At 62.7% G+C, this 22,371-nt stretch carries 23 protein-coding genes; 10 read left to right on the top strand and 13 right to left on the bottom strand.

Annotated elements, in window-relative coordinates:
• Positions 1–43 precede the first annotated feature (43 nt).
• Both QMY55_RS18015 and QMY55_RS18010 read left to right on the top strand, forming a co-directional pair.
• Positions 44–334, top strand: a complete 291-nt coding sequence (locus tag QMY55_RS18015) for an H-NS histone family protein (protein ID WP_283485521.1) — start codon at positions 44–46, stop codon at positions 332–334.
• A 139-nt stretch (positions 335–473) separates the two neighbouring features.
• Positions 474–1,664, top strand: coding sequence for an FAD-dependent monooxygenase (locus QMY55_RS18010; protein WP_283485520.1), 1,191 nt, complete (start codon positions 474–476; stop codon positions 1,662–1,664).
• A 53-nt stretch (positions 1,665–1,717) separates the two neighbouring features.
• On the opposite strand, the gene QMY55_RS18005 is transcribed toward QMY55_RS18010, so the two are convergent.
• Both QMY55_RS18005 and kynA read right to left on the bottom strand, forming a co-directional pair.
• Positions 1,718–2,968 (bottom strand): MFS transporter, encoded by a 1,251-nt coding sequence (locus QMY55_RS18005; RefSeq protein ID WP_283485519.1) that lies wholly within the window; start codon positions 2,966–2,968, stop codon positions 1,718–1,720.
• A 220-nt stretch (positions 2,969–3,188) separates the two neighbouring features.
• Positions 3,189–4,064 carry a tryptophan 2,3-dioxygenase gene (gene kynA / locus QMY55_RS18000; protein ID WP_283485518.1) on the bottom strand — a complete coding sequence of 292 codons (876 nt, stop codon included), beginning with the start codon at positions 4,062–4,064 and terminating at the stop codon, positions 3,189–3,191.
• Positions 4,065–4,195: 131 nt separating this feature from the next.
• Between kynA and QMY55_RS17995 the strand changes: the two genes are divergently transcribed.
• On the top strand, positions 4,196–5,074 hold the full coding sequence (locus QMY55_RS17995; RefSeq protein ID WP_283485517.1) for a methylated-DNA--[protein]-cysteine S-methyltransferase: 879 nt from the start codon (positions 4,196–4,198) through the stop codon (positions 5,072–5,074).
• A 200-nt stretch (positions 5,075–5,274) separates the two neighbouring features.
• On the top strand, positions 5,275–6,246 hold the full coding sequence (locus QMY55_RS17990; protein ID WP_283485516.1) for a DNA-3-methyladenine glycosylase 2: 972 nt from the start codon (positions 5,275–5,277) through the stop codon (positions 6,244–6,246).
• A gap of 146 nt (positions 6,247–6,392) precedes the next feature.
• Here QMY55_RS17990 and kynU read toward each other — a convergent pair whose 3' ends face one another.
• From kynU to QMY55_RS17965, 5 genes are all read right to left on the bottom strand, one after another.
• Entirely contained in the window at positions 6,393–7,700 is a 1,308-nt protein-coding gene (gene kynU / locus QMY55_RS17985; RefSeq protein ID WP_283485515.1) for a kynureninase, read from the bottom strand.
• Positions 7,701–7,782: 82 nt separating this feature from the next.
• A complete protein-coding gene (gene kynB, locus QMY55_RS17980; protein WP_283485514.1) occupies positions 7,783–8,415 on the bottom strand; it encodes an arylformamidase in 633 nt (210 codons plus the stop codon).
• Between the two features lie 150 nt (positions 8,416–8,565).
• A complete protein-coding gene (locus QMY55_RS17975; RefSeq protein WP_283485512.1) occupies positions 8,566–9,945 on the bottom strand; it encodes an amino acid permease in 1,380 nt (459 codons plus the stop codon).
• Positions 9,946–10,043: 98 nt separating this feature from the next.
• Entirely contained in the window at positions 10,044–10,856 is an 813-nt protein-coding gene (locus QMY55_RS17970; protein ID WP_283485511.1) for an AraC family transcriptional regulator, read from the bottom strand.
• Positions 10,853–11,482 carry a LysE family translocator gene (locus tag QMY55_RS17965; RefSeq protein ID WP_283485510.1) on the bottom strand — a complete coding sequence of 210 codons (630 nt, stop codon included), beginning with the start codon at positions 11,480–11,482 and terminating at the stop codon, positions 10,853–10,855. The genes QMY55_RS17970 and QMY55_RS17965 overlap by 4 nt, the downstream gene beginning before the upstream one ends.
• A gap of 272 nt (positions 11,483–11,754) precedes the next feature.
• Between QMY55_RS17965 and QMY55_RS17960 the strand changes: the two genes are divergently transcribed.
• Positions 11,755–12,498, top strand: a complete 744-nt coding sequence (locus tag QMY55_RS17960) for a Stp1/IreP family PP2C-type Ser/Thr phosphatase (RefSeq protein ID WP_283489006.1) — start codon at positions 11,755–11,757, stop codon at positions 12,496–12,498.
• A 13-nt stretch (positions 12,499–12,511) separates the two neighbouring features.
• Here QMY55_RS17960 and QMY55_RS17955 read toward each other — a convergent pair whose 3' ends face one another.
• Positions 12,512–12,832, bottom strand: a complete 321-nt coding sequence (locus QMY55_RS17955) for a YkgJ family cysteine cluster protein (RefSeq protein ID WP_283485509.1) — start codon at positions 12,830–12,832, stop codon at positions 12,512–12,514.
• Positions 12,833–13,070: 238 nt separating this feature from the next.
• On the opposite strand from QMY55_RS17955, the gene QMY55_RS17950 reads away from it, so the two are divergent.
• Genes QMY55_RS17950 through QMY55_RS17940 form a run of 3 tightly spaced genes read left to right on the top strand, consistent with a single transcriptional unit; the run spans position 13,071 to position 15,614 of the window.
• Positions 13,071–13,418: a FeoA family protein gene (locus QMY55_RS17950; protein WP_283485508.1), complete on the top strand. Its 348-nt coding sequence runs from the start codon at positions 13,071–13,073 to the stop codon at positions 13,416–13,418.
• Positions 13,419–13,423: 5 nt separating this feature from the next.
• Positions 13,424–15,394, top strand: coding sequence for a ferrous iron transporter B (feoB, locus tag QMY55_RS17945; protein ID WP_283485507.1), 1,971 nt, complete (start codon positions 13,424–13,426; stop codon positions 15,392–15,394).
• 28 nt (positions 15,395–15,422) lie between these two features.
• On the top strand, positions 15,423–15,614 hold the full coding sequence (locus QMY55_RS17940; protein ID WP_283485506.1) for a hypothetical protein: 192 nt from the start codon (positions 15,423–15,425) through the stop codon (positions 15,612–15,614).
• A 178-nt stretch (positions 15,615–15,792) separates the two neighbouring features.
• Here QMY55_RS17940 and QMY55_RS17935 read toward each other — a convergent pair whose 3' ends face one another.
• The 4 genes from QMY55_RS17935 to QMY55_RS17920 form a co-directional block, all read right to left on the bottom strand.
• Complete coding sequence (locus QMY55_RS17935) at positions 15,793–16,158, bottom strand: YkgJ family cysteine cluster protein (protein WP_283485505.1); 366 nt, start codon at positions 16,156–16,158, stop codon at positions 15,793–15,795.
• Between the two features lie 123 nt (positions 16,159–16,281).
• Positions 16,282–16,545 (bottom strand): hypothetical protein, encoded by a 264-nt coding sequence (locus QMY55_RS17930; RefSeq protein ID WP_283485504.1) that lies wholly within the window; start codon positions 16,543–16,545, stop codon positions 16,282–16,284.
• A 40-nt stretch (positions 16,546–16,585) separates the two neighbouring features.
• Positions 16,586–17,509 carry an ornithine carbamoyltransferase gene (argF, locus tag QMY55_RS17925; RefSeq protein WP_283489005.1) on the bottom strand — a complete coding sequence of 308 codons (924 nt, stop codon included), beginning with the start codon at positions 17,507–17,509 and terminating at the stop codon, positions 16,586–16,588.
• 20 nt (positions 17,510–17,529) lie between these two features.
• Complete coding sequence (locus QMY55_RS17920; RefSeq protein WP_283485503.1) at positions 17,530–18,726, bottom strand: aspartate aminotransferase family protein; 1,197 nt, start codon at positions 18,724–18,726, stop codon at positions 17,530–17,532.
• 249 nt (positions 18,727–18,975) lie between these two features.
• On the opposite strand from QMY55_RS17920, the gene QMY55_RS17915 reads away from it, so the two are divergent.
• A complete protein-coding gene (locus QMY55_RS17915; protein ID WP_283485502.1) occupies positions 18,976–19,296 on the top strand; it encodes a DUF3579 domain-containing protein in 321 nt (106 codons plus the stop codon).
• A gap of 4 nt (positions 19,297–19,300) precedes the next feature.
• Here the strand turns inward: QMY55_RS17915 and QMY55_RS17910 are convergent, their stop codons facing one another.
• The gene (locus QMY55_RS17910) at positions 19,301–20,725 is read right to left on the bottom strand and encodes an aminotransferase-like domain-containing protein (RefSeq protein ID WP_283485501.1); all 1,425 of its coding nucleotides are present in this window, start codon (positions 20,723–20,725) and stop codon (positions 19,301–19,303) included.
• Between the two features lie 245 nt (positions 20,726–20,970).
• Here QMY55_RS17910 and gabT point away from each other — a divergent pair, with 245 nt between their 5' ends.
• Complete coding sequence (gene gabT / locus QMY55_RS17905; protein WP_283485500.1) at positions 20,971–22,290, top strand: 4-aminobutyrate--2-oxoglutarate transaminase; 1,320 nt, start codon at positions 20,971–20,973, stop codon at positions 22,288–22,290.
• Positions 22,291–22,371 lie beyond the last annotated feature (81 nt).

Here is a 22,371-nt window from a genome sequence, read left to right as displayed (position 1 = left end):
GATCTATAATGTTTTCACTTTAATCAACCATCCAGCGCATACCATGAGCACTTACAAGGAACTCCTGAAGCAGAGAGAAGATCTCGAGCAGCAAATCAACGAAGCCCGTACGCGTGAACTGGCCGATGCTGTGGCCAAGGTTCGCAATCTGATTGCTGAATACAGTCTGACTGCCGAGGATGTCTTCCCACCAGTGCGCGCGCGTGCTTCTTCCAATGCTGGCACCAAGGTTGCTCCCAAGTATCGTGACCCCGCAACGGGTCAGACCTGGACCGGCCGCGGCAAGCCACCAAAGTGGATTGCAGACCAGGATCGCGAAAAGTTCGCGATCTGATTCGCCTGCGCGTGTTGAAAGAGCCCACCTTGGTGGGCTTTTTTCATATGGAGCCAGCAAGCCCGGGTGGCTGCAGTTTTGCTGTGGCGCAATCCATATTGCCTCCGGCTCGTTGGTTGAGGCGGCACAATAAGAAACCATGAATAAGCAGGTGTTGATTGCAGGCGGTGGCATTGGCGGTCTGGCTGCAGCCATTGCGGCGGCGAAGGCTGACTGGGATGTGAGGCTGTTTGAGAGGGCCACCCAGTTTTCCGAAGTGGGCGCTGGTATTCAGCTGGGCCCCAACGTGGTGCGCAGATTGCAGGCCTGGGGCTTGCAGCGACCGCTCCAGCAAGTCGTGGCTTCGCCAACGGCCTTGCGCGCATGCAGCGCCATCAGTGGCAAGGAACTGGGTCGACTGCCATTGGGGGCCGATATGGTGCGCAGCTATGGCGCGAGCTATGTCACGATTCACCGGGCCGATCTGCATGAGCTGCTGTTGCAGGCATTGCAGGATCGCTGCGAGGTGCACCTGAACCTGAGCCAGACCGTGGTCAGCTATACCGAGCAGGACGGCGTGGTCACCATCCGCACCAGCAACGACAAGCTGATTGAAGGTGATGCCCTGATTGGCGCAGACGGAGTGCGCAGTGCCATGCGTGCCCAGATGCTGGGCGATGGGCCACCGCGCGTCACAGGGCATCTGGCCTATCGGGCCATGGTGCACCAGGCGCAACTGCCCAAGCGCTTGCGCACTCAGGAAGTCACGGCCTGGATGGGGCCGCAGCTGCATGCCATCCAGTATCCGGTGCGCCGGGGCGAGCTGCAGAATCTGGTCGTCATCGTGCAAGGCCCGGCACCGGAGGATCTGGACCATTGGGACCATTCGGCCAATCTGCCGGACCTGCTGGCGCACTTGAATGGGACATGCTCCTATCTGCAAGACCTGGTGCAGCATGTCCCAGAGGCTGGAGGTGAGTGGCGGCTGTGGCCCGTGGCGGACCGCGTGCCTGTGAGCTCATCGAACCAGATGGCGCAGGGCCTGGTGGCCTTGCTGGGCGATGCGGCCCATCCCATGCGACCCTATCTGGCCCAGGGGGCCGGCATGGCAATCGAGGATGCGGCAGAGCTGCAAAGCGCGCTTTCCATGCATGATCTGGATGTGAGCCTGCGCCTGCGTCGCTATGCCTTGAACCGCTGGCAGCGCAATGCCAGAGTGCAGGAGCGCTCCCTGCGCAACGGGCGCATTTTCCATTCCACAGGCTTGATGCGCTGGGGGCGGGACCTGTCGCTGCGTGCTCTGGGCGGGCGCATCATGGATGTGCCTTGGTTGTACGAAGGTTCGGCCTGATTGCTATTGATATGAGAGCTGTTTGCGCATGATGGCATTGCGCAAGCGGCTTTTTAATATGAAGCTTGCTTCAGCAGCGCAGAGGGTCTGATCAGCCAGTAGGCCAGAGCGCCCAGGCCCAGCATGCAGGCAATCATCAGCATGACGGCCAGATAGATATCCAGGCCATGGCGCTCGGCCGCGCCTGCCACCACGCCAGAGAGCGACTGCATCAGTGCAGCCCCGAGGAACATGGCCATGGTGAAAATGGACAGCGCGCGCCCCGTGGCCTCCTTGGGATAGGAGGAGCGCACATCGGCATACAGCAGCGTGCCATAACCGGACAGCGAGCTCATCAGCAGCAGCAGGGCCACGCTGACGCTGGCCTGATGCACCAAGGCCAGGACGATGAAGATGCCGGCCATCAGCAGCGCAAAACGGGCGATGCGCTGGCGGCGCTTTTGCGGGCCGGGGTCCAGCTTGCCGAACAGCGAAGGCGCAAACAGTGAAATCAGCGATGCCGTCAGTGCCACATTGCCCGTGGCGATCAGGGAAAACTGATAGCGGTCCATCAGCATGGGGCTGAGCCACAGCCCGCGTACCGTGAGGAACGATGCATAGCTGACCATGCCCAGCAGCACAATGCCCCAGGTATGAGGCAGCAATAGCAGGCTGCCAAAGCCCTTGAGCGCCTGCATAAAGCCGGGCTTGGGCTGAGAGTCGCTGGCCAGAGTCGGCTCATGCACCTTGAAAAAGATCAGCAGCCATGACAGGGCGCTGAGCAGCGCCAGCAGCCCAAAGCCGCTGCGCCAGCCCATGTGCTGGACCAGCCAGGCCAGTGGCGTGCCGGTAAACAGCAGGCCCAGCCCGCCCATGCCCATCGCGATGCCCGAAAAATAGGCGAAGCGGTCGGCTGGGAAATGGCGTGCGATGAACATGGTGCAAGCCAGAAAGGCGGGCGAGCAGCCCACGCCGATCAGCAACTGACCCAGCATCAGCCAGGCATAGCTGGGCGCAAAAGCCGACAGCGCCGCGCCCGCAATGGTCAGCGGAAAGGTCAGCACCAGCGTGCGGCGCAGCCCGTAGATATCCATGCCGATGCCCATCAGCAACTGGGCCACGCCAAACGACAGACCGAACAAGCCGGCGAACGAGCCCAGAGACTGTGCAGACAGGCCAAAGTCCGTGCGCAGACCGTCGGCCATGATGGATGCCACCGTGCGGTAGGCCTGGCTCAGGGCAAAGCCGGTCAGCAGGCAGAGCAGCATGGGCCAGGTGGCAGAAAAATGGCCGGAGGAGGGTGCTTGGGGGGCGGGGCTGGACATGAAGAAAATGCCAGGCAAGCCCTGGCAGGGCGAAAAAGGGAAAAGCAGAAAGGCCTGCCGCCGTTGTAGCGAATTCAGCCCCGCCCGTCTGTCACGCAGGGGCATGAGATGGGTACAGCCTTTAAAACCGGCGCGGCCCAAACCCAGAGGCACCGAGCAAGAGCCGCCTCGCGGCGAAGGTGCCGTCCCCCTTGGGGAAGCCGCGCAGCGGCTCAGGGGGTTACAACTCTGTTCTCAGGCTCCAGATCTCGGGAAACAGCACCACATCCAGCATCTTCTTGAGGTAGCTGACGCCACCCGTGCCGCCGGTGCCGCGCTTGAAGCCGATGACACGCTCCACCGTGGTCAGATGGCGGAAACGCCAGAGACGGAAAGCGTCCTCGATATCGGCCAGCTTTTCGCCCAACTGGTACAGATCCCAGTATTTGTGCGGGTCGCGGTAGACGGTGATCCAGGCCTGCTTGACGCCTTCGCTGGCTTCATAGGGCTGGGTCCAGTCGCGCTGCAGGCGGTCGGCGGGCACCGCTATGCCTTCGCGCGCCAGCAACTGCAGGGCCACGTCGTACAGCGAGGGCGACTCATAGGCGGCCTGCACCTGGGCCAGAAGATCGCTGCGGTGCTCATGGGGTTTGAGCATGGCCGCATTCTTGTTGCCCAGCGCAAACTCTATGCAGCGGTACTGATAGCTCTGAAAGCCACTGGACTGGGCCAGATAGGGGCGCATGGCCGTGTATTCGGGCGGTGTCATGGTCGAGAGCACCGTCCAGGCGCTGACCAGCTGTTCCATGATGCGGCTCACGCGTGCCAGCATCTTGAAGGCATCGGGCTTGGTTTCGCCCGAGGCATTGGCGATGGCCGCCGTGGCCGCGCGCACCTCATGTAGCATCAGCTTCATCCACAGTTCGCTGGTCTGGTGCTGGATGATGAACAGCATCTCGTCGTGTGCGGGCGACAGGGGATGCTGGGCCGTCAGAATCTGATCCAGGTGCAGGTAGTCGCCATAGCTCATGTCGCGGCTGAAGTCGAGCTGGGCTTTCTCGTCACGGACAATGGCTTCGCCGCCATGCATGGGGCAGCCGGAGGATTCGGTGGTCATGGTCTATCGAAGAAAATCTGATGCAAGGCGTGCAGCGTAACCGAAAGTTGTCATGTTCAAGGTGCAAGAACGTGGATGCGACGCATCCTGGCATTGCGTAAAGTCCATCCATCACTGATGAGGTTCATGCCATGTCCCGCCCCGCCCACACCGCTGCACCAGATACCGAGATGCTCTCCATGGACGAACGCATGGCGCAATGCTGCCGCTGGCTTGAGGCCGAAGATCCCGTGCCTTCGCTGGACGAGCTGGCGCAGCGCCTGCGGCTCAGCCCCTGGCAGCTGCATCGCAGCTTCAAGAGAGCCACAGGGCTCACGCCCAAGGCCTATGCCAAGGCGCATCGGGGCCAGCATGTGCGTGCGGCCCTGCAGCCACAGCAAAGCAGCTCGGTCACCGATGCCGCCTATCTGAGCGGTTACGAGGCCAGCAGCAGCTTCTATAAAGACGCCCCCGCCATGCTGGGCATGGCGCCGCAAACCTATCGCCAGCGCGGGCGCCATCAGAGCATCCGCTTTGCGCTGGCCGAATGCTCGCTGGGCAGTCTGCTTGTCGCCAGCACGCAGCAGGGTGTGTGCTGCGTGCTGCTGGGCGACGATCCGCAGCAACTGATCGAGGATTTGCAGCAACGCTTTGCGGCGGCGGAGCTGATAGGAGCCGATGGGCAATATGAGCAGACCGTGGCTCAGGTGGTGGCCCTGATCGAGCAGCCGCGTCTGGGGCTGACCCTGCCGCTGGATATTCAGGGCACGGCCTTCCAGCAGCGGGTATGGCAGGCCTTGCAGAAGATACCTGCGGGCCAGACGCTCAGCTATTCGGAACTGGCGCGCCAGATGGGCATGCCGCAGTCCACGCGTGCCGTGGCCAGCGCGGTGGCGGCCAACCCGATTGCAGTGGCCGTGCCCTGTCATCGTGTGCTGCGCAACGACGGCAGCATCTCGGGCTATCGCTGGGGCGTGGAGCGCAAGCGTGCGCTGCTGCTGCGCGAGGCCCAGCAACGCAACTCAGCCTAGCCTGATATGAAAAGCATAGCTGGCAACGCTTGATATTTGAGAATTTCAAGGTGTTTTTGCTGAGATGACCATGAATATCAAGCGCTATCAGCTCTCAAAATCATAGGGTTTACGCAAACAAGGGTGCACAAGAGGTATGTCCATAGGGCAAACGTCTTTCCTGAACCTGATTTGCGTAAGTCGTAAATCATAGGGATCGCATGTGGATTGAATGCCAACAAAGCCTGCCCGAGTCCTACCGCTGGCATGAATTTCTGGCCTTTCACGGCCGGGATGTGCAGCAGCGTTCGGAGTTGCTGCAAGTACCCGAGCAGCGTTTGTTCAAGGCCTTGATCTGGCACGGGAAGCCCGCTTTGCTGGTGCTGCAATGGAATCAGACGGAGGTAGAGGCGCGCCTGCATGTGCCGGGTGAAGAGCTGCGGGACGTGGATGTCCACCAGCAGAAGCTGCAAGCCATGTTGCAGCGCATGCTGGGTCTGGCTTGGCCGCCCAGTGCCTTGCTGCAGGTCCACGGGGCGCATGCCGAACTGGGGCCGCTGCTGCAGCGGCAAAGCGGCCTGCATGTACCGGCATCGCCCACACCCTTCGAAGCATTGAGCTGGGCCATCATGGGTCAGCAGATTTCGGTGGCCGTGGCCGTCAGTCTGCGACGCAAGCTGATAGAAGCAGCGGGCTTGCCGCTGGATGCTCAGACCCGGCAACTGCTGCCGGAGGCCGCGCATCTCCTGGCCTATCCCGGTGCGGCGCAGGTCGCAGCGTTGGATGTGGATCAGCTGCGTGCGCTGAGTTTTTCCCAAGCCAAGGCACAGACCTTGCTGAGCGTGGCGCAGGCAGTGAATGAGGGCGCCTTGCCGCTCGATGACTGGGCGCTGCACAGCTCGCAATGGAGTGCAGAAACGGCCGAGGCCGTGACCCGGCAACTGCTGGCCATCAAGGGCATAGGCCCCTGGACCGTGAACTACAGCCTGTTGCGCGGTTATGGCTGGCCCGATGGCAGCCTGCACGGCGATGTGGCCGTGCGCCGCGCCATTGGATTGCTGATGCAAAAAGAAAAGCCATATGCGGCAAAACCCGACGCATTGCAGGCGCGTATCTGGCTCGATCAGTTCCAGCCCTGGAGAGCGCTGGTGGCCGCGCATCTCTGGGCATCGCTGAGCGATCAGTCTTACTGAAGCCGTTCCCGGAGTGATGTGTATTCACTCCGGCTTGCGGCAGGGCGATGTTCTAGGTCAGAGACGCCGAGCAAGAGCCGCCTCGCGGCGGGGCGCCTAGCTGAGGGCGTCGTCCCCTGGGGGAAGCAGCAAAGCGGCTCAGGGGATTAAGTGACTGCGTTGATGGTGTTGAACTCAGGCCGCTTCCACTCGCCCGACTCCAGCACCTGGCGCAGATGCTCCACGGCATTCCAGACATCCTCGAAGCCCACGTACAGCGGCGTGAAGCCGAAACGCAAAATGTCCTTGTGCCTGCCCGTGCCGCCGTCGCCCTTGCGGAAGTCGCCGATCACGCCGCGCGCAATCAGCGCCTGGACGATGGCGTAAGCGCCGCTGTCCTGGCCGTCGACGCCCAGGCCTTCTTCCCGGGTCAGGCAGACCTGCGAGCCGCGCGCTGCATGCTCGCGCGGGGTGGCCAGACCCAGGCCGTGGCCCTGGCAGCGTTCTTCGACCAGCTTGATGAACAGGTCGGTCAGGGCCAGCGATTTGGTGCGCAGCGCGGCCATGCCGCCGAAAGCTTCGGCTTCGGTATAGATGTCGATGCCGCATTGCAGCACGCTCATGCTGACCATGGGCTGGGTGCCGCACAGATAGCGCTGAATGCCCTGGGCGGGGTGGTAGTCGGGCACGAACTTGAAGGGCTCGGCATGGCCGAACCAGCCCGACAGCGGCTGCCAGAAGCGGTTGATCAGGCGCGGATGAGCCCAGACGAAGGCCGGCGAGCCGGGGCCGCCGTTGAGGTATTTGTAGCTGCAGCCTACGGCGAAGTCGGCATCGGCACCCTTGAGGTCCACGGGCACGGCACCTGCGCTATGGCACAGATCCCAGACGCAGAGAATGCCCTTGGCATGGGCCGCGGCCGTGACGGCGGCCATGTCGTGCATGGCGCCCGTGCGATAGTTGACATGGGTGAGCATGGAGATCGCCACATCGGCCTGTAGTGCGCCAGCGATTTCCTCGGGCTCCAGCAGTACCAGCTCCAGGCCGTATTCCTGGCAGACGGATTGGGCGATATAGAGGTCGGTGGGGAAGTTGCTGCGCTCGCTGATCAGCTTCTTGCGGCCGGGCGCATCTTCGCGGGCGATGCGCGCGGCAGCGCTGAGCACCTTGTAGAGATTGATGGAGGTGGTGTCGGTGAACACCAGCTCGCCCGCGCCCACGCCAATCCAGGGTGCGAACTGGTTGCCCAGACGTTCGGGCAGGGTGATCCAGCCGGCCTTGTTCCACGAGGTGATCAGGTCCTTGCCCCATTCCTGGGTGACGACTTCGGCCACGCGCGCGGCTGCTGCCTTGGGCTGGGCGCCCAGGGAATTGCCGTCCAGATAGATCACGCCCTCAGGCAGGGCAAAGCGATCGCGCAGGGGGCGCAGCTTGTCTTGGGTATCCAGTGCCTGGCAGTCTTGCAAGGTGGTCATCGTCTTCCTCGTTTCTCGATCTATGTTTTTGATAGCTGCTGGCGCTGATTGTGTCTGCGCTGCAGCCAGTTTTTGCTTCAAACTAATTCAGTGCGCGCAGCACGGCTCTTACCGGCGATGCATCGGCTTCGGTGAGCTTGAGCGGTAGCGCAATCAGCTCATAGTCGCCTTCGGCCACGGCGTCGAGCACCAGATTTTCCAGCACGCGCAGGCCGCGCTGGCGGATCACCATATGGCTGTCCAGTGTCTTGCTGCTGGCGGGGTCGATGCTGGCCGTGTCTATGCCGATGAGCTTCACGCCCAGGTCGGCCAGTTTCTGCACGGTTTCGGGGGCGTAGGCGGCCAACTGGGGGTCCCAGCTTGTGGGCGCGGTCTGGTAAGTGCGCACCAGCACGCGCGCTGGCAGGTCGGCGCTGATGGCGTGGGCGATATGCTGCCATTCGATCAGCGGACCGCAATCTATGGCGTGAATCACGCGGCAAGGGCCGAGAAAGGCGTCCAGGTCCACAGCACCAATGGCCGCGCCCTGCGCGTCATAGTGCAGCGGAGCATCGGCATGCGCGCCCACATGCGGACTCATGCGAATGGCGCTGACATTGACGGGGCAGCCCGGGCCGATCGTGGCGCACCATTCCTGGGAATAAGGGGTATCGCCGGGGAACACCGGGCTGGCGGGAGCAATGGCGGGAGAAATATCCCAGATCTGGCGTGTCATGGCAGTGGTGTTTCGAATATTCAAGGGAGCAGCGCTGGCTAAAACATGGCCTAGGTCAGAGACACCAAGCAAGGGCCGCCCCGCAGCGATGGTGTCGTCCCCCTCCCGGATTGCGAAGCAACGCGAGAGAGGGGGAAGCGGCGTAGCCGCTCAGGGGGTGACTTTCTTCTTCCTATACCAGAGAGCATAGATGACGACGAGTGCCACCAGGAACGGCACGCCGACCAGGGTTGTCGTATGGAACTCCTTGGTGAACAAGGTGGTCACGATCACGCCGGCCATCAGCAGCGCCCCCAGCAGGGTGAAGACGGGAAAGCCCCACATGCGGAACTCCAGCTTCTGGCCCGGATGTTCACGCCGCCAGCGCGGGCGGAAGAACAGGTGGGTGACAAAGACCATGAACCAGGCAAACATGGCGCCGAACATGGCAATCGACATCATCAGCTCCAGCGATTGCTCGGGTTTCCAGACATTGAGCACCATGGCCACGGCCATGCCCAGGCAAGAAACTGCAATCGCGCCCATGGGCACGCCGCGGCTGTTGAGCTTGCCCAAGGGCCTGGGCGCATAGCCGCCGCGCGAGAGGCTGAACATCATGCGCGAAGTCACATAGAGCTGGCTGTTCATGGCCGACAGCGAAGCCAGCAGCACCACAAAGTTGAGTACGCCTGCGGCGCCGGGGATGTTGAGAATCTCCATCACCTTCACAAACGGGCTCTTGTCCGTACCTGCATGGTTCCAGGGAACGATGGCCAGCATGATGGACAGGGACAGCAGATAGAACAGCACCAGACGCAGCACGGTGGTGCGAAATGCCAGGGTCACGGCCTGCTTGGGCCTTTCTGCTTCACCTGCGGCAATCGCAATGGATTCCAGGCTCAGGTAGCTGAAGATGGCCACGATCACGCCGACCCAGGTGCCCCACCAGCCGTTGGGGAAAAAGCCGCCCCCCACGGTGTAGTTGGCAAAGCCCACGCCTTCGGGACGCGCGCCAAAGATCACGTAGGCGCCGATCAGGATAAAGGCCACGATGGCCACCACCTTGATCATGGAAAACACATATTCCACCTGGCCAAAGGCCTTGACGCTGGTGGCGTTGATGGCGGCCAGGGCTATGGAAAAAAGTGCGACCCATACCCACTGGTCCACGGCAGGGAACCAGTATTTCATGTATTTGCCGACGGCCGTGACCTCCATGCCCACGGCCAGAACCACGGCGGCCCAGTAGGCATAGCGGACCATGAAGCCGGCCAGCGGACTGATGTAGTGCTCGGCATAGGCGCCGAACGAGCCGCTGGTGGGGTGGGCCACGGTCATCTCGGCCAGGCAGCCCATGAGCAGCAGGCCGATGAGCGCACCGATCGCATAGCTGATGATCACGCTGGGCCCGGCTACGCCAATGGCAAAAGCACTGCCCATGAACAGGCCCGTGCCTATGGCGCCGCCAATGGCAATCATGGCCATCTGGGCGGAGTTGAGTGTCTGGCTCAGGCCGGTTTCTCGTTGTTGGATGCTGTCAAAATCGGCCATTTCTCATTTGCAGAACGCTGAAAACAAGCCGCGAGTATCCCGCGAAAGACGGAAGCCCACAGCCGTCCGGGGGATGTGTGACGGCAGATTCTTGCCGCTCAGCTGCAGTTGTGGGCGTAATTGCCTGGCGTCATGGCGTGATGGGCCTTGAAAGCGCGCTGCATATGGGCCTGGTCGGCAAAGCCCATGTGCTGTGCGGCACAGGCCAGGGATTCGCCCTGGGCCAGCAGCTGCCTGGCCCCATTGAGTCGCAGATTGAGGCGATAGGTGCCAGGCGTCACGCCGGTGAGAGCCTTGAAGTGCCGGCTAAAGCGCGTCGGACTCATGCCGCAAAGCTCTGCCAGGGTCTGCATGGTGACTTCTTCTTCAGGGTGGCGGTGCATCTGCTGCAAAGCAGGGTAGGCAGCATTGTGCGGGGCTGATGAGGCTTGCGAGCTTGCCGCCGTACCCAGCTGGCGCAGCAGCTGGATCAATGTCTGCGTGTAGGCATCGACGGCCTGCGGGTCTGGATGGGCACCCAGAGGGCTGCACACCTTGTCTGCCAGCTGCGAGACCTCGGCGTCGTGAATGGTGCGCTGCTCAAAGTGCAGGGCTTGGACGCCCAGTTGCGCATGCAGCCATGAGGCTTGGACAAACAGCATGCGGTAGGACCAGGGCCTGGACAGCTCCGGATTGCAGGCATGCCAGTGACCGGGCTCCATCACCACGACGCCGCCCGCACGCACGCGGTCCGGGCCTTGGGCATGGTGAAACAGGGTTGCGCCTTTGTCCACCAGGCCAATGGAATACTGCGCATGGGTATGCAGCCGGTAGCTATGGCAGGACTGATGGCTGATGCGCAGCTCGGCCCAGGGCAGGGCCGGGTGGCGGTGAATCTGATGGATGGAGGGCTGCATGGCGCCTTGCATCATGCCAGCATGCTGAACACACTGATTACCAGCATCAGCGCCAGTATCCGGTTCAGGCCTTGCTGGCGCGCAGGTGTGGCAAGCCATTGGCTCAATGCCCTGCCCAGGGTGGCCCAGCAGCCAACGCCCAGCAGGCAGGCGGTGAGCGACACCGCGCAAAACCACGCCAGTGCGATATGCAACGGCATTTGCGCCGCCGACAGCGGCAGCACAAACATGCCCACGCCCGACAGAGCCACCAGCCAGGCCTTGGGGTTGAGGCCCTGCACGGCCGCCCCTTGCAAAAAAGCGGGCATGGACCGGGCGCTGGCGGAGGTCCGAGCCTCGCCGGAGCCGGAGGTGACCGATACGGCTGGCGCACACGCCAGCTTCCAGGCCAGCCACAGCAGATAGGCGGCGCACAGGCGGGGAGCCCATTGCGCCAGCGTAGGCTGCCCCAGCAGCCAGTGCCCGCCTTGACCCATGAGCCAGACGATGGCGGCATAGCTGAGGCTGGCGCCCAGCACGTACAGCATGGCAATGCTTCTGGAGCTTTCGCAGCCATGGCGCAGAGCCAGCACATTGACGGGGCCGGGCGTGATGGCGCCCGCCAGCGCAAATCCGGCCATGGCCAGCAGGGAAGACAACATGAATCAACCTGAAAGTGAAGTCGGCTGGCAGTCTGTACGGCCGGGGGCGCGCTGTATTGAACAGAATTGCGGCCATGGACGGGAAATGCGAGTCAAGGCCTGGTGGGTGGGGGCAGAACTCCAAACATTGTCAAAACGGCGCTTTGTCAGACAAGAGGGCGCCATGACTTGAGTTACGCTTGGAAACTTTTTTCTCGCAGCGCCTTTTCCGTCCACTTTTCATGTCTGTCGCCGAACTTTCCAGCCCTATGCGTGCATGGCCTGCCGTGCGCATGGTCGCCTGCGCGGATATAGGCTTGCGCAGAGGCAACAACGAAGACGCGGTGGGCGTGCGGCCGAAAGCCGAACCCTGGCCGGTGGCCGTTCTGGCGGACGGCATGGGCGGCTATAACGCGGGCGAGGTTGCCAGCACCATGGCGGTGGATCTGGTGACGGCTGCGCTGCAGCACGGCCCAGGCGCCGATGCATCGGGCAAGACTGCAGAGTGCGAGCTGGTGGATGCATTGCGCATGGCCAATACGGCCATTCTGGCGGCGCAGTCCACGCCAGGCTGCCAGGGCATGGGCACGACCGTGGTGGTGGCGCTGGTGCTGCAGCAGCAACTGCTGCTGGCCCATTTGGGGGATTCACGCGCCTACGCCTGGCGCGAAGGGCGGCTGCAGCGCATCACGCGCGACCACTCGCTGGTGCAGCAGGACATTGACGCAGGCCTGATCAGCGAGCAGCAGGCCAAGGCCTCCCGCTTCAGCCATCTGGTCACGCGGGCTCTGGGGGTGACGCCCGAGATAGAGCCGGAGCTGAACCTGTGGCCGCTGCGGCAGCGGGACCGCATCATGCTGTGCTCGGACGGGCTGACCGACATGCTCGACGACGATCGCCTGCAGGACTTGTTCTCCGAACAGGCGCCACTGCCTTTGTTGCTGCACCGCCTGATCGCCAGCGCCAATGAGGCAGGAGGCAAGGACAACATCAGCGTGGTGCTGATGGAGGCTGATATCGATTCACAGCCTGCGTAGGCAGCTCTGCTTTTCAGAGCAGTCCGGTTTCCAGGGCGGGAAGCCCATGGCGCAGACGCACGCGATTGCAGGCGTCCGAGCCTGCTGCAAATTCCCGGCACGGCGAGGGGCGCCACTCATAGATGCCGCAGGAGGCTTTCTCGCCCACCTTGCCCACCAGCGCAGCGCAGCGTGGTCGTGCCCAGTCCGTGCCGCGCATGCGGCAGGTGGTGGCGGTGACTTCCTCGATCAGGCCGGACGGTACGTGACCTCCCTGTTCCTGAGATTCATGGATGGAGAAATCCACGCGAAATGATGCGCAGCAGGCACCGCAGGTCAGGCAGGGATGGGTCATGGTTGGACCGGAAAAGAACTGGGGCGGAATTTTCTCTGCGCTGCGGAGGCCTTGGCGATGGCGCTGAAAAAATCCGACTGCCCTGCAAGGAAACACGGCCGGCCGGGGCTGCAAGGTGTGCAAACGCAGACTTTCTGAGGGAGTTGGCGCGAAAAATCTGCGTGGAGGCACCTCGGCTTGCTGGGACTCAGAAGGCGTCTTAACCATAATGAGAATTAAACTCAATAAAATAGCTGCCATGAGTAACTTGCAGTCCTCGGCCCCAGGTAGCGCGGCCACTGTATCAGCGTCGAATGGCCTGGCTGAGGCCGCCCAGTCGCCAGTGAGCGCGCGAGCTGCGATCAGCCTCGACAAGCTGTCCGTCAACCAGCCGGCCCTGGTGGTGGACCTGGCCAGTGCAGCCAATGTGGAGGAGCAGGAGCTGATGCTGCGCCTCATGGAAATCGGTTTTCTGCCCGGTGAGCGTGTGTGCATCGTGGCCACCGGCTTTCCCGGCCCCGACCCGCTGGCCGTGCGCGTGGGCTCTGCCACTTTTGCGCTGCGTCGCTACGAGGCGTCGCGGGTGCTGGTGGCACTGGAGGCCTAACCCCCATGAACGCGCGTGAAACCACGACCCTAGAGTCTGCAGTGCAAAACATCTCCATCCAGAACCTGAATGCCGGCTCTGCGGCCGCCGATCCGCACGCGCCGCTGCGCGCCGCCTTGCTGGGCAACCCGAACTGCGGCAAGACCGCATTGTTCAATCTGCTGACCGGCGCGCGCCAGAAGGTGGCCAACTACGCCGGCGTGACGGTGGAGCGCAAGGAGGGCTGGCTGAGCACGCCCGGCAAGCGCCGTGTGCGCCTGCTGGACCTGCCCGGAACCTACAGCCTGCATGCGCACAGCGAGGACGAGCGCATCACCCGCGACATCGTCAGCGGCCTGCATGGGCGCGAGGCACCGCCCGAGCTGCTGATCTGCGTGACCGATGCCACCCATCTGCGTCTGAACCTGCGTCTGGTGCTGGAGGCCCGTGCCCTGGGACTGCCCATGGTGTTGGTGCTCAATATGAGCGATATGGCCAAGCGCCAGGGCATTGTGGTGGACAAGGTCAAGCTCGGCCAGGCGCTGGGCCTGCCCGTGATCGAGAGCGTGGGCGTGCGCACGGATGGCGGCAAGGAACTGCTGAACTGGCTCGATAGCGACCAGGCGCGCGCACTCAAGGCACCGTCCATGGAAGGCCACTGGCAGCCCAAGGCAGGGCTTGGCGCCAAGGAGCAGTTGCTGAGCCTGCACCAGCAGGTGGCGGCCATCATGAATGAGGCCGTGCAGGAGCCGCTGCAGGACAACCAGCGCGGCGACCGCATCGATGCCGTGGTGCTGCACCCCGTCTGGGGCACGCTGCTGCTGCTGGTGACGCTGTTCCTGATCTTCCAGGCCGTGTTCAGCTGGGCTGCTCCGCTGATGGAGGGCATTGAAGGCGGCGTGGCCCGCTTTGGTCAGTGGGTTGCCCAGGTCATGCCGGACGGCGTGCTGCGCAGCCTGCTGGTCGATGGCGTGATTGCAGGTACGGGCGCCGTGCTGGTGTTCCTGCCGCAGATTCTGATTCTGTTCTTCTTCATTCTGGTGCTCGAGGATTCGGGCTATCTGCCGCGTGCGGCCTTCCTGCTGGATCGCATCATGGGCACGGTGGGCCTGTCGGGCCGCTCCTTCATTCCGCTGCTGTCCAGCTTTGCCTGCGCAGTGCCGGGCATCATGGCCACGCGATCGATTTCCAGCTGGCGCGACCGCCTGCTGACCATCATGATTGCGCCGCTGATGACCTGCTCGGCGCGTCTGCCGGTCTATGCATTGCTGATCGCGGCCTTCATCCCCGACCGCCAGGTCGGCGGGCTGTTCAACCTGCAGGGGCTGGTGCTGTTTGCGCTGTATATCGGCGGCATTGTCAGCGCCATGGCTGTTGCTTGGGTGGCCAAGCTGTTCAGAGCCAACAAGACCCGCACGCCGCTGATGATGGAGCTGCCTGCCTACCGCTGGCCCAGCATTCGCAGTCTGGCCCTGGGCCTGTATGAGCGCGCCCTCATCTTCCTGCGCCGCGTGGGCGGCATCATCCTGACGGTGAGCATCGTGCTGTGGTTCCTGGCCAGCTACCCTGCAGCTCCCGAAGGTGCGGAAGCCGCCATCCGCTACAGCTATGCGGGCCAGTTGGGCCGCATGCTGGAAGTGGTGCTGGCGCCCATTGGCTTCAACTGGCAGATCGCCATTGCCCTGGTGCCGGGCATGGCGGCGCGTGAGGTGGCCGTGGGCGCGCTGGGCACGGTGTATGCGCTGTCTGCTTCCAGCGATGACGCCATGGCCCAGCAGCTGGGCCCGCTGATTGCCAGCAGCTGGTCGCTGGCGACGGCCTTGTCCCTGCTCGTGTGGTTCATCTTTGCGCCCCAGTGCATATCCACCCTGGCCATGGTCAAGCGCGAGACCAACGGCTGGCGCTATCCGCTGATCATGCTGGGCTATCTGTTCGGTCTGGCCTACCTCAGCGCCTTTGTGACCTACCGCATTGCGGTGGCGCTGGGCTGGGGTTGAGGCCAGCCGTGAATTGAAAGGAAAGACGATGTGGCAAGAAATTATTGTGGCGGTGATCGTGGCTCTGGCTGCTGTTTCCTTGCTGTGGCGCTATCTGCCCGCCAACTGGCGACAGCGTGCCGCCAGGCTGCACCCGGCCCTGGCGCCGGTGGCCAAGGGCAGCAGCTGCGGCGGCTGCAGTGCCTGTGAGGGCGATAGCTGCGCGCCCAAGAAGTCCTGAGCGTTCAAGCGTCCTCAACGAAAAAGGCCTGAGTGCCCCGTGAACGGGCCTCAGGCCTTTTTTGTGCGTGCTAGCTTTTAAAACCGTAGCTTGTGGCGCTTGATATTGTTAGGTTTCAAGCTATTTTGAAGCTGAAGCCTATAAGCTGTATGCGCAACCAGCTATCAAGTTTGATAGCTCAGGCTGCTTCCCGCCAGTGCGTGACATCTTCCTCTTCCAGCTCGGGGAGTCCGAATTTGGCGCGTGTGTCGTGGCAGCCATAGGACGCAAACGGGAAGTCGCGGCAGGGGCGCGAGCGCTGCTCGTAGATGCCGCAGCCCACGCAGCCCTCGCCGACCTCGGGCAGCTCGCGCAGCGCCACGCAGCGCACGGGATGGGTGGCGGTGCCGTTCATGCGAGCGCGGTTGCCCCTCTCGGGCACTTCATGGGCCAGTTCGTCCGGGACGGTGCCGCCCATGGATTGAAGCTCGTAGATGGAAAACTCCACTCGGTAGTTCTGGCAGCACACGCCGCAGGTCAGGCAGGGGTGGATGGAGGAGGGCATGGTGTTTCTTCAAGAATTCAGGCATCGCGGTCACGCCATCCTCCTCATGGAGAGGATGGCTGCTGGAAGGGGTGAGGAAGCCGGGCGTTGCAGGGCGCAGCATCGGCTTCGGGGCCTGGGCCACTAGGTGTGGCCTTGAAGAAACTTCAGATAGAAGGTGTGGATGCGCACATAGAGCGCGCGCACGCGGGCGGCAAATGGCTTGCGCGGCCCGAAATGGGAAGGCACACGGGTATGGCGTGCGATATGGGGCTGGCGCAAGGCGCGCTGGCCGCCGCAGTGTCCGTAGCGCGCATCGCCCAGATCGGGGCGCCGCGGGCAAAAGAAAACCGCCAGCTGGCGCAGAACCTGCTGGCGGTGTGGAGATGTGATGTGGCTCAGCTGCATGGGTGTGGTAGGGGTGTGCAGATGAGCCAGGAGGGCGCGATCAGCCTGGCTGGCGGCCCAGCAGCAGGTATTCCATCAAAGCCTTTTGCACATGCATGCGGTTTTCGGCCTCGTCCCAGACCACGGATTGCGGCCCGTCGATGACTTCGGCTTGCACCTCTTCGCCGCGGTGGGCGGGCAGGCAATGCATGAACAGGGCGTCGCTCTGGGCGGAGGCCATCATCTCGGCATCCACGCACCAGTCGGCAAAGGCCTTGCGGCGCTCCTCGTTCTCGGCTTCATAGCCCATGCTGGTCCACACATCGGTGGTGACCAGATCGGCACCCTTGCAGGCTTCGAGAGGGTCTTTGAATACCTTGTAGCAGCCGGGGTTGACGGGCTTGCCGTTGAAGGCCAGCTGCTCGTCCACCTCGTAGCCGCCGGGCGTGCTGACATGGACGGTAAAGCCCAGCAGATCGGCGGCCTGCAGCCAGGTGTTGGCCATATTGTTGCCGTCACCGACCCAGGCCACGACCTTGCCCTTGATCGAGCCACGGTGCTCGATGAAGGTGAAGATGTCGGCCAGGATCTGGCAGGGGTGGAATTCGTTGGTCAGGCCGTTGATGACTGGCACGCGCGAGTGAGAGGCAAAGCGCTCGATCTTCTCCTGGCCGAAGGTGCGGATCATCACCAGGTCGGTCATGCGGCTGATGACGCGGGCACTGTCCTCGATGGGCTCGGCACGGCCCAGCTGGCTGTCGCCCGTGGTCAGGTGCACCACCGAGCCACCCAGCTGGTACATGCCGGCTTCAAAGCTCACGCGCGTGCGGGTACTGGCCTTCTCGAAGATCATGGCCAGCGTGCGGTCGACCAGGGTGTGGTGCTTTTCGTAGCCCTTGAATTTCTTCTTGATCAGGGCCGCGCGCGCCAGCAGGTAGTCGTACTCGTCGGCCGTGAAGTCGGAAAATTGCAGATAGTGTTTGATGGCTGTCATCGACAAATCTTTCATTCGGCAAGGAACTGCTGCACCAGGGGCAGGAGCCGGGCCACAACCTCATCGGCCTCGGCTTCGGTCATGATCAGCGGCGGCACCAGGCGGACCACGGTGTCGGCGGTCACGGAGAACAGCAGGCCGGCTTCGGCGCCACGGGTGAGCAGCACGCCGCAGGGCTTGTTCAGCTCGATCCCGATGATCAGGCCCTCGCCGCGCACGTCCACCACGCCTGGCAGAGAGCCCAGTTCCTGTTGCAGCTTGGCCTTCAAGTGTGCACCAACCTTGGTGGTGTGCTCCAGCAGTCCATCCTCTTCCATGATGCGGATGGTTTCGATGCCTGCGCGCATGGACAGGGGGTTGCCGCCAAAGGTCGTGCCGTGGTTGCCAGGCTTGAACACCTCGGCTGCCTTGCCCTTGGCCACGAGAGCGCCCACGGGCACACCCGAGCCCAGGCCCTTGGCCAGAGACATCACATCAGGCACGATGCCGGCCCACTGGTGAGCAAACCATTTGCCGGTGCGGCCCATGCCGGACTGAACCTCGTCCAGAATCATCAGCCAGTCATTGGCGTCGCACAGGGCGCGCACCTGCTGCATGTATTCGGCGCGCATGGGGTGCAAGCCGCCTTCGCCCTGAATGGGCTCCATCATCACGCCCACGATGTTGGGGTTGCCTTCGGTGGCTTTCTTCAGCGCTTCGATATCGTTGGCCGCAATGCGGATAAAGCCATCCAGCAGGGGACCGAAGCCTTCGCGCACCTTGGGGTTGGCCGTGGCGCTCATGGTGCCCAGCGAGCGGCCGTGGAAAGCATGGTCATAGACCACGATCACGGGATTGGCGATGCCCTTGTCCACGCCGTACTTGCGCGCCAGCTTGATGGCGGCCTCATTGGCCTCCAGGCCGGTGCTGCAGAAGAAGGCCCTGTCCATCTTCGCGCGCTCGGTCAGCAGCTTGGCCAGCTCTTCCTGGCCAGGCACGTTGTAGTAGTTGGAGCAGTGGATCAGCTTGGCGACCTGGTCCTGAATGGCGGGCACGAACTTGGGGTGGTTGTGCCCGAGCGTGTTGACCGCGATGCCGCCCAGCGCGTCGAGGTACTCCTTGCCGTTGACGTCCCACAGACGGCAGCCCTGGCCTCGCTCCAGAGCGATGGGCACACGGCCATAGGTGGTCATCACATGGGGTTGGGCAACCTCGGTGAAAGCGGTCATTGCGGAAGTCTCCTCAAAAGGACAGTAGTCGGTGCCTTGCGACACCTTGAAAATTGCGAGGCTTGATTCTAGAGTCCCCCGATAACCCCAACATTGCGCATTGCGCATCGCTGCCATGCAATGAACCTACGCCATACTGGGGATGACGGCCTTGGGCATACCCCATCTCTTATATAAGAGATAAAATAATTCATTGGGCATGTTGGTGGAGATCCCGCCTGGTCGCCCCCGATTTTTTGGCGAATATTGATGGTTACCCCCTCCAGCAAAGAACTGTTCATTCTGGGTATGACCCAGGCCGGCAAAACGTTCCGACCCAGTGACTGGGCCGAGCGACTGGCCGGTGTCATGAGCCAGTTCCGCCCCGGAGGTGCTTGCCAGGGCAGCCACCTCAGCTATTCCCCCTGGTGCGTGCCCACGGTGATGAACGGGGTCAAGTGTGTGGTGGTCAACCGTGATCTGCGTGATTACGAACCCATGGCCTGGGATTTTTGCCTGAACTTTGCCAAGGACAACGACCTGCAGGTGGCCGAGGCCTGCCTGATCCCTGATCCGGTCAAGAAAGCCTGAGTCTTCAGGCCCGCGCAGTCGCTGACCTGGCCTCCGCCAGCCACTCTTCAAGCCATTGCCACAACTGCTCTTCCTCGCAAAAAGCGACATTGAAGCGCAACCATCCCGTCGGCCGGTCGTCGACGACAAACAATCTCCCCAGCCCCAGCAAAATACCGTGCCGAGCCGCGGCATCTACAGCAACTGTGCTGTCCGCAAGGTCAGGGTGGCGTGCCCATAGGTACATGCCTTCGCGGGGTTCGCAATACAGCTCGAACCCCAGGCTCTGCAGCCGATGTGCCGCGCTGTCATGGGCCAGGGCCAGCCGCTCGCGCAGCGATTTCAGATGCTTGCGCCAGCGTCCATCCGTGATCACGTTGTAGACCAGTTGCTCTGCCACTTCGGAGCTTGTCAGGCCCGCCTGCATTTTCAGATGCACGAGCTGCTGCACCAACTGGGGATGGGTCAGCAGATAGCCCACCCGCAAATTGGCCGAGATGATCTTGGAGTAGCTGCCAAGATAAATCACGCGGTGCAACTGGTCCAGGCTGGCTAAAGAGGGCTGGTGGCCGGCATCCATATCGGCGTAGATATCGTTTTCCACCAGCATGAAGTCGTGCTGGGCGGCCCATTGAAGGATCTGGTGCAGTTGCGCCAGGCTGGCGCGCGTACAGGTCGGGCTTTGCAGGCGTGGCTGGGTGAAGAAGGCCTTGGGGCGCTCGGTGGCCAGCAGTTGCTCCAGTGCCTGCATGTCATACCCGTTTGGCGTGCGTGGAACGCCCACCAGTCGTGCGCCCAGCGAGCGCAGCAAGCTCATCAGATTCGGGTAGCCAGGGTCATCGACCAGCACCACATCACCGGGTTGCACCAGCGTGCGGGCGGCCAGATCCAGGCCGTGGCTGGAGCCATGGGTGAGCAGAACCTGGGCGGGCGTGGACTGAATGAGCTGATCCTGCTCCAGATGCAAAGAAATTGCCTGACGCAGTGCAGGCAAGCCCATGGGGTCGCCATAGCCGCTGAGAGACAGCCCCTCGGCGGCGAGCTTGCGCAGACCGCGTCGCACGCCATCGGCAAACATCCAGTCGTCGGGCAGCCAGCCACAGCCGGGTTTGATGGGCCAGTCCCGGTTCTCGAAGATCTGCTTGAGATACCAGGCGCCGTCGAACACCGGCTTGTCGCGCTCGCTGGTTTCGCCGTCGTCCGCATGCTCTCGCGCTGTGCGGTTGATGAAAAAACCGGCATTGGCACGGCTGACCAGCAACCCCTGTGCCACCAGGCGGTCATAGGCTTCCACCACCGTGAATACGCTGACCGAATGCTGGGCCGCGAATGCCCGGATGGAGGGCAGCTTGGTACCGGGCTTGAGCTGATGAGCATCGATCAGCGCGTGAATGCCTTCGGTGATCTGCATCACCAGAGGCGTTGGGGAGTCGGTTTGTAGGTTCAGCATCGAAAAAGAAACCAGTGGCCATGGCGAACGTACCCGTGGGTTCCGAGTATTGCAGCGCTGAAGGCCCTGGCTTGGCTCTGTGCGCCAGCGGCCTAGGGTTAGCCTGTACAGCAACGGCATACAGCACAGTGATGCCGCCAGTGCCCCTGAACTGTACATGGTGTGCGAGCCATCTGATTCATACATTGGTGCTGTCCTGCCGCAGTCGCTGCGATAGCTTCCAACACCATATCTCTGGAGACACCATGAATCATCCGGTCCCCGAATTCGTCCAAGCCGCCGCCAAGGGCAGCAATGCGACCTTGATGGCTCGCCGCCAAAACGCTTTGCCACGTGGCGTCAGCCAGTCGCATTCGGTCTTCATCAGCCATGCTCACAATTCGGAAATCTGGGATGTGGAAGGGCGTCGCCATATCGACTTTGCCGGTGGCATTGCGGTGCTCAATACGGGTCACTCTCATCCAGAAATCACAGCTGCTGTGCAGCGCCAGATCGAGAACTTCAGCCATACCTGCTTCCAGGTCGTGGCCTATGAGTCCTATGTGGAGCTGGCAGAAAAGCTCAATGCCATGGCGCCGGGCAGCGCTGTCAAGAAGACCATGCTGCTGAGCACGGGAGCCGAAGCTGTCGAGAACGCCGTCAAGATCGCCCGCGCCCATACGCGTCGCCCAGGCATCATCGCCTTCGGCGGCAGCTTCCATGGTCGCACCAACCTCACCATGGGTCTGACCGGCAAGGTGGCGCCCTACAAGCTGGGTTTCGGCCCTTTCCCGGGGGAGATCTACCACGCGCTCTACCCGAATGCCCTGCATGGCGTCAGCGTTGAGGCCGCGCTGGATTCGGTGCGCGCGCTGTTCAAGTACGACATCGAGCCCGAGCGCGTCGCGGCCTTCATTCTGGAGCCCGTGCAGGGCGAGGGTGGCTTCTACCCCGCACCTGCGGAATTCGTGGCCGGCCTCAAGGCTATTGCCGATGCCCATGGCATTTTGCTCATCGCCGATGAGGTGCAAACTGGTGCCGGCCGTACCGGCACCTGGTACGCCAGCGAGCAGTGGCCTGTGGTCCCGGATCTGATTACCACTGCCAAGTCCCTTGCCGGTGGCTATCCGCTAGCTGCTGTTACGGGACGCGCCGACATCATGGATGCACCGGCCCCGGGCGGCCTGGGTGGAACCTATGCAGGCAGCCCCGTGGCCGTGGCTGCGGCTCTGGCGGTACTGAAGGTGTTCGAGCAGGAGCAATTGCTGGAGCGCGCCCGCAAAGTGGGTGAGCGCCTGCGTGTCGGTCTGCGCGATATGGCTGCACGCCACCCCGCCATTGTGGATGTGCGCGGCCCCGGCGCCATGGTGGCGTTCGAGCTGGGGCAGGGCGGCGATGTAAAGCGCCCCGATGCCGATGCAGCCAAGCGCATCGTGGCCGAGGCTGCTGCTCGCGGGCTGATTCTGCTGTCCTGCGGGACCTATGGCAATGTGATCCGCATTCTGGTGCCGCTGACCGTGCCCATGGCCGTATTGGACGAAGGTCTGGCGCTGCTGGCGGACAGCGTGGCAGCGGCCTTGGCATAAGCCGGCAATCCTGCACAACACAGGCCAAGACGCCCCACAGATGGGTGTCTGGCCTGGGCTCTGGCTGCGCCAGGGCTTGGT

Origin of the sequence: Comamonas resistens (assembly GCF_030064165.1) — a bacterium.
Classification (GTDB): Bacteria; Pseudomonadota; Gammaproteobacteria; order Burkholderiales; family Burkholderiaceae_C; genus Comamonas; species Comamonas resistens.
Note: the sequence above shows the minus strand (reverse complement) of the source record. Positions and strands in the feature narration are given on the sequence as shown.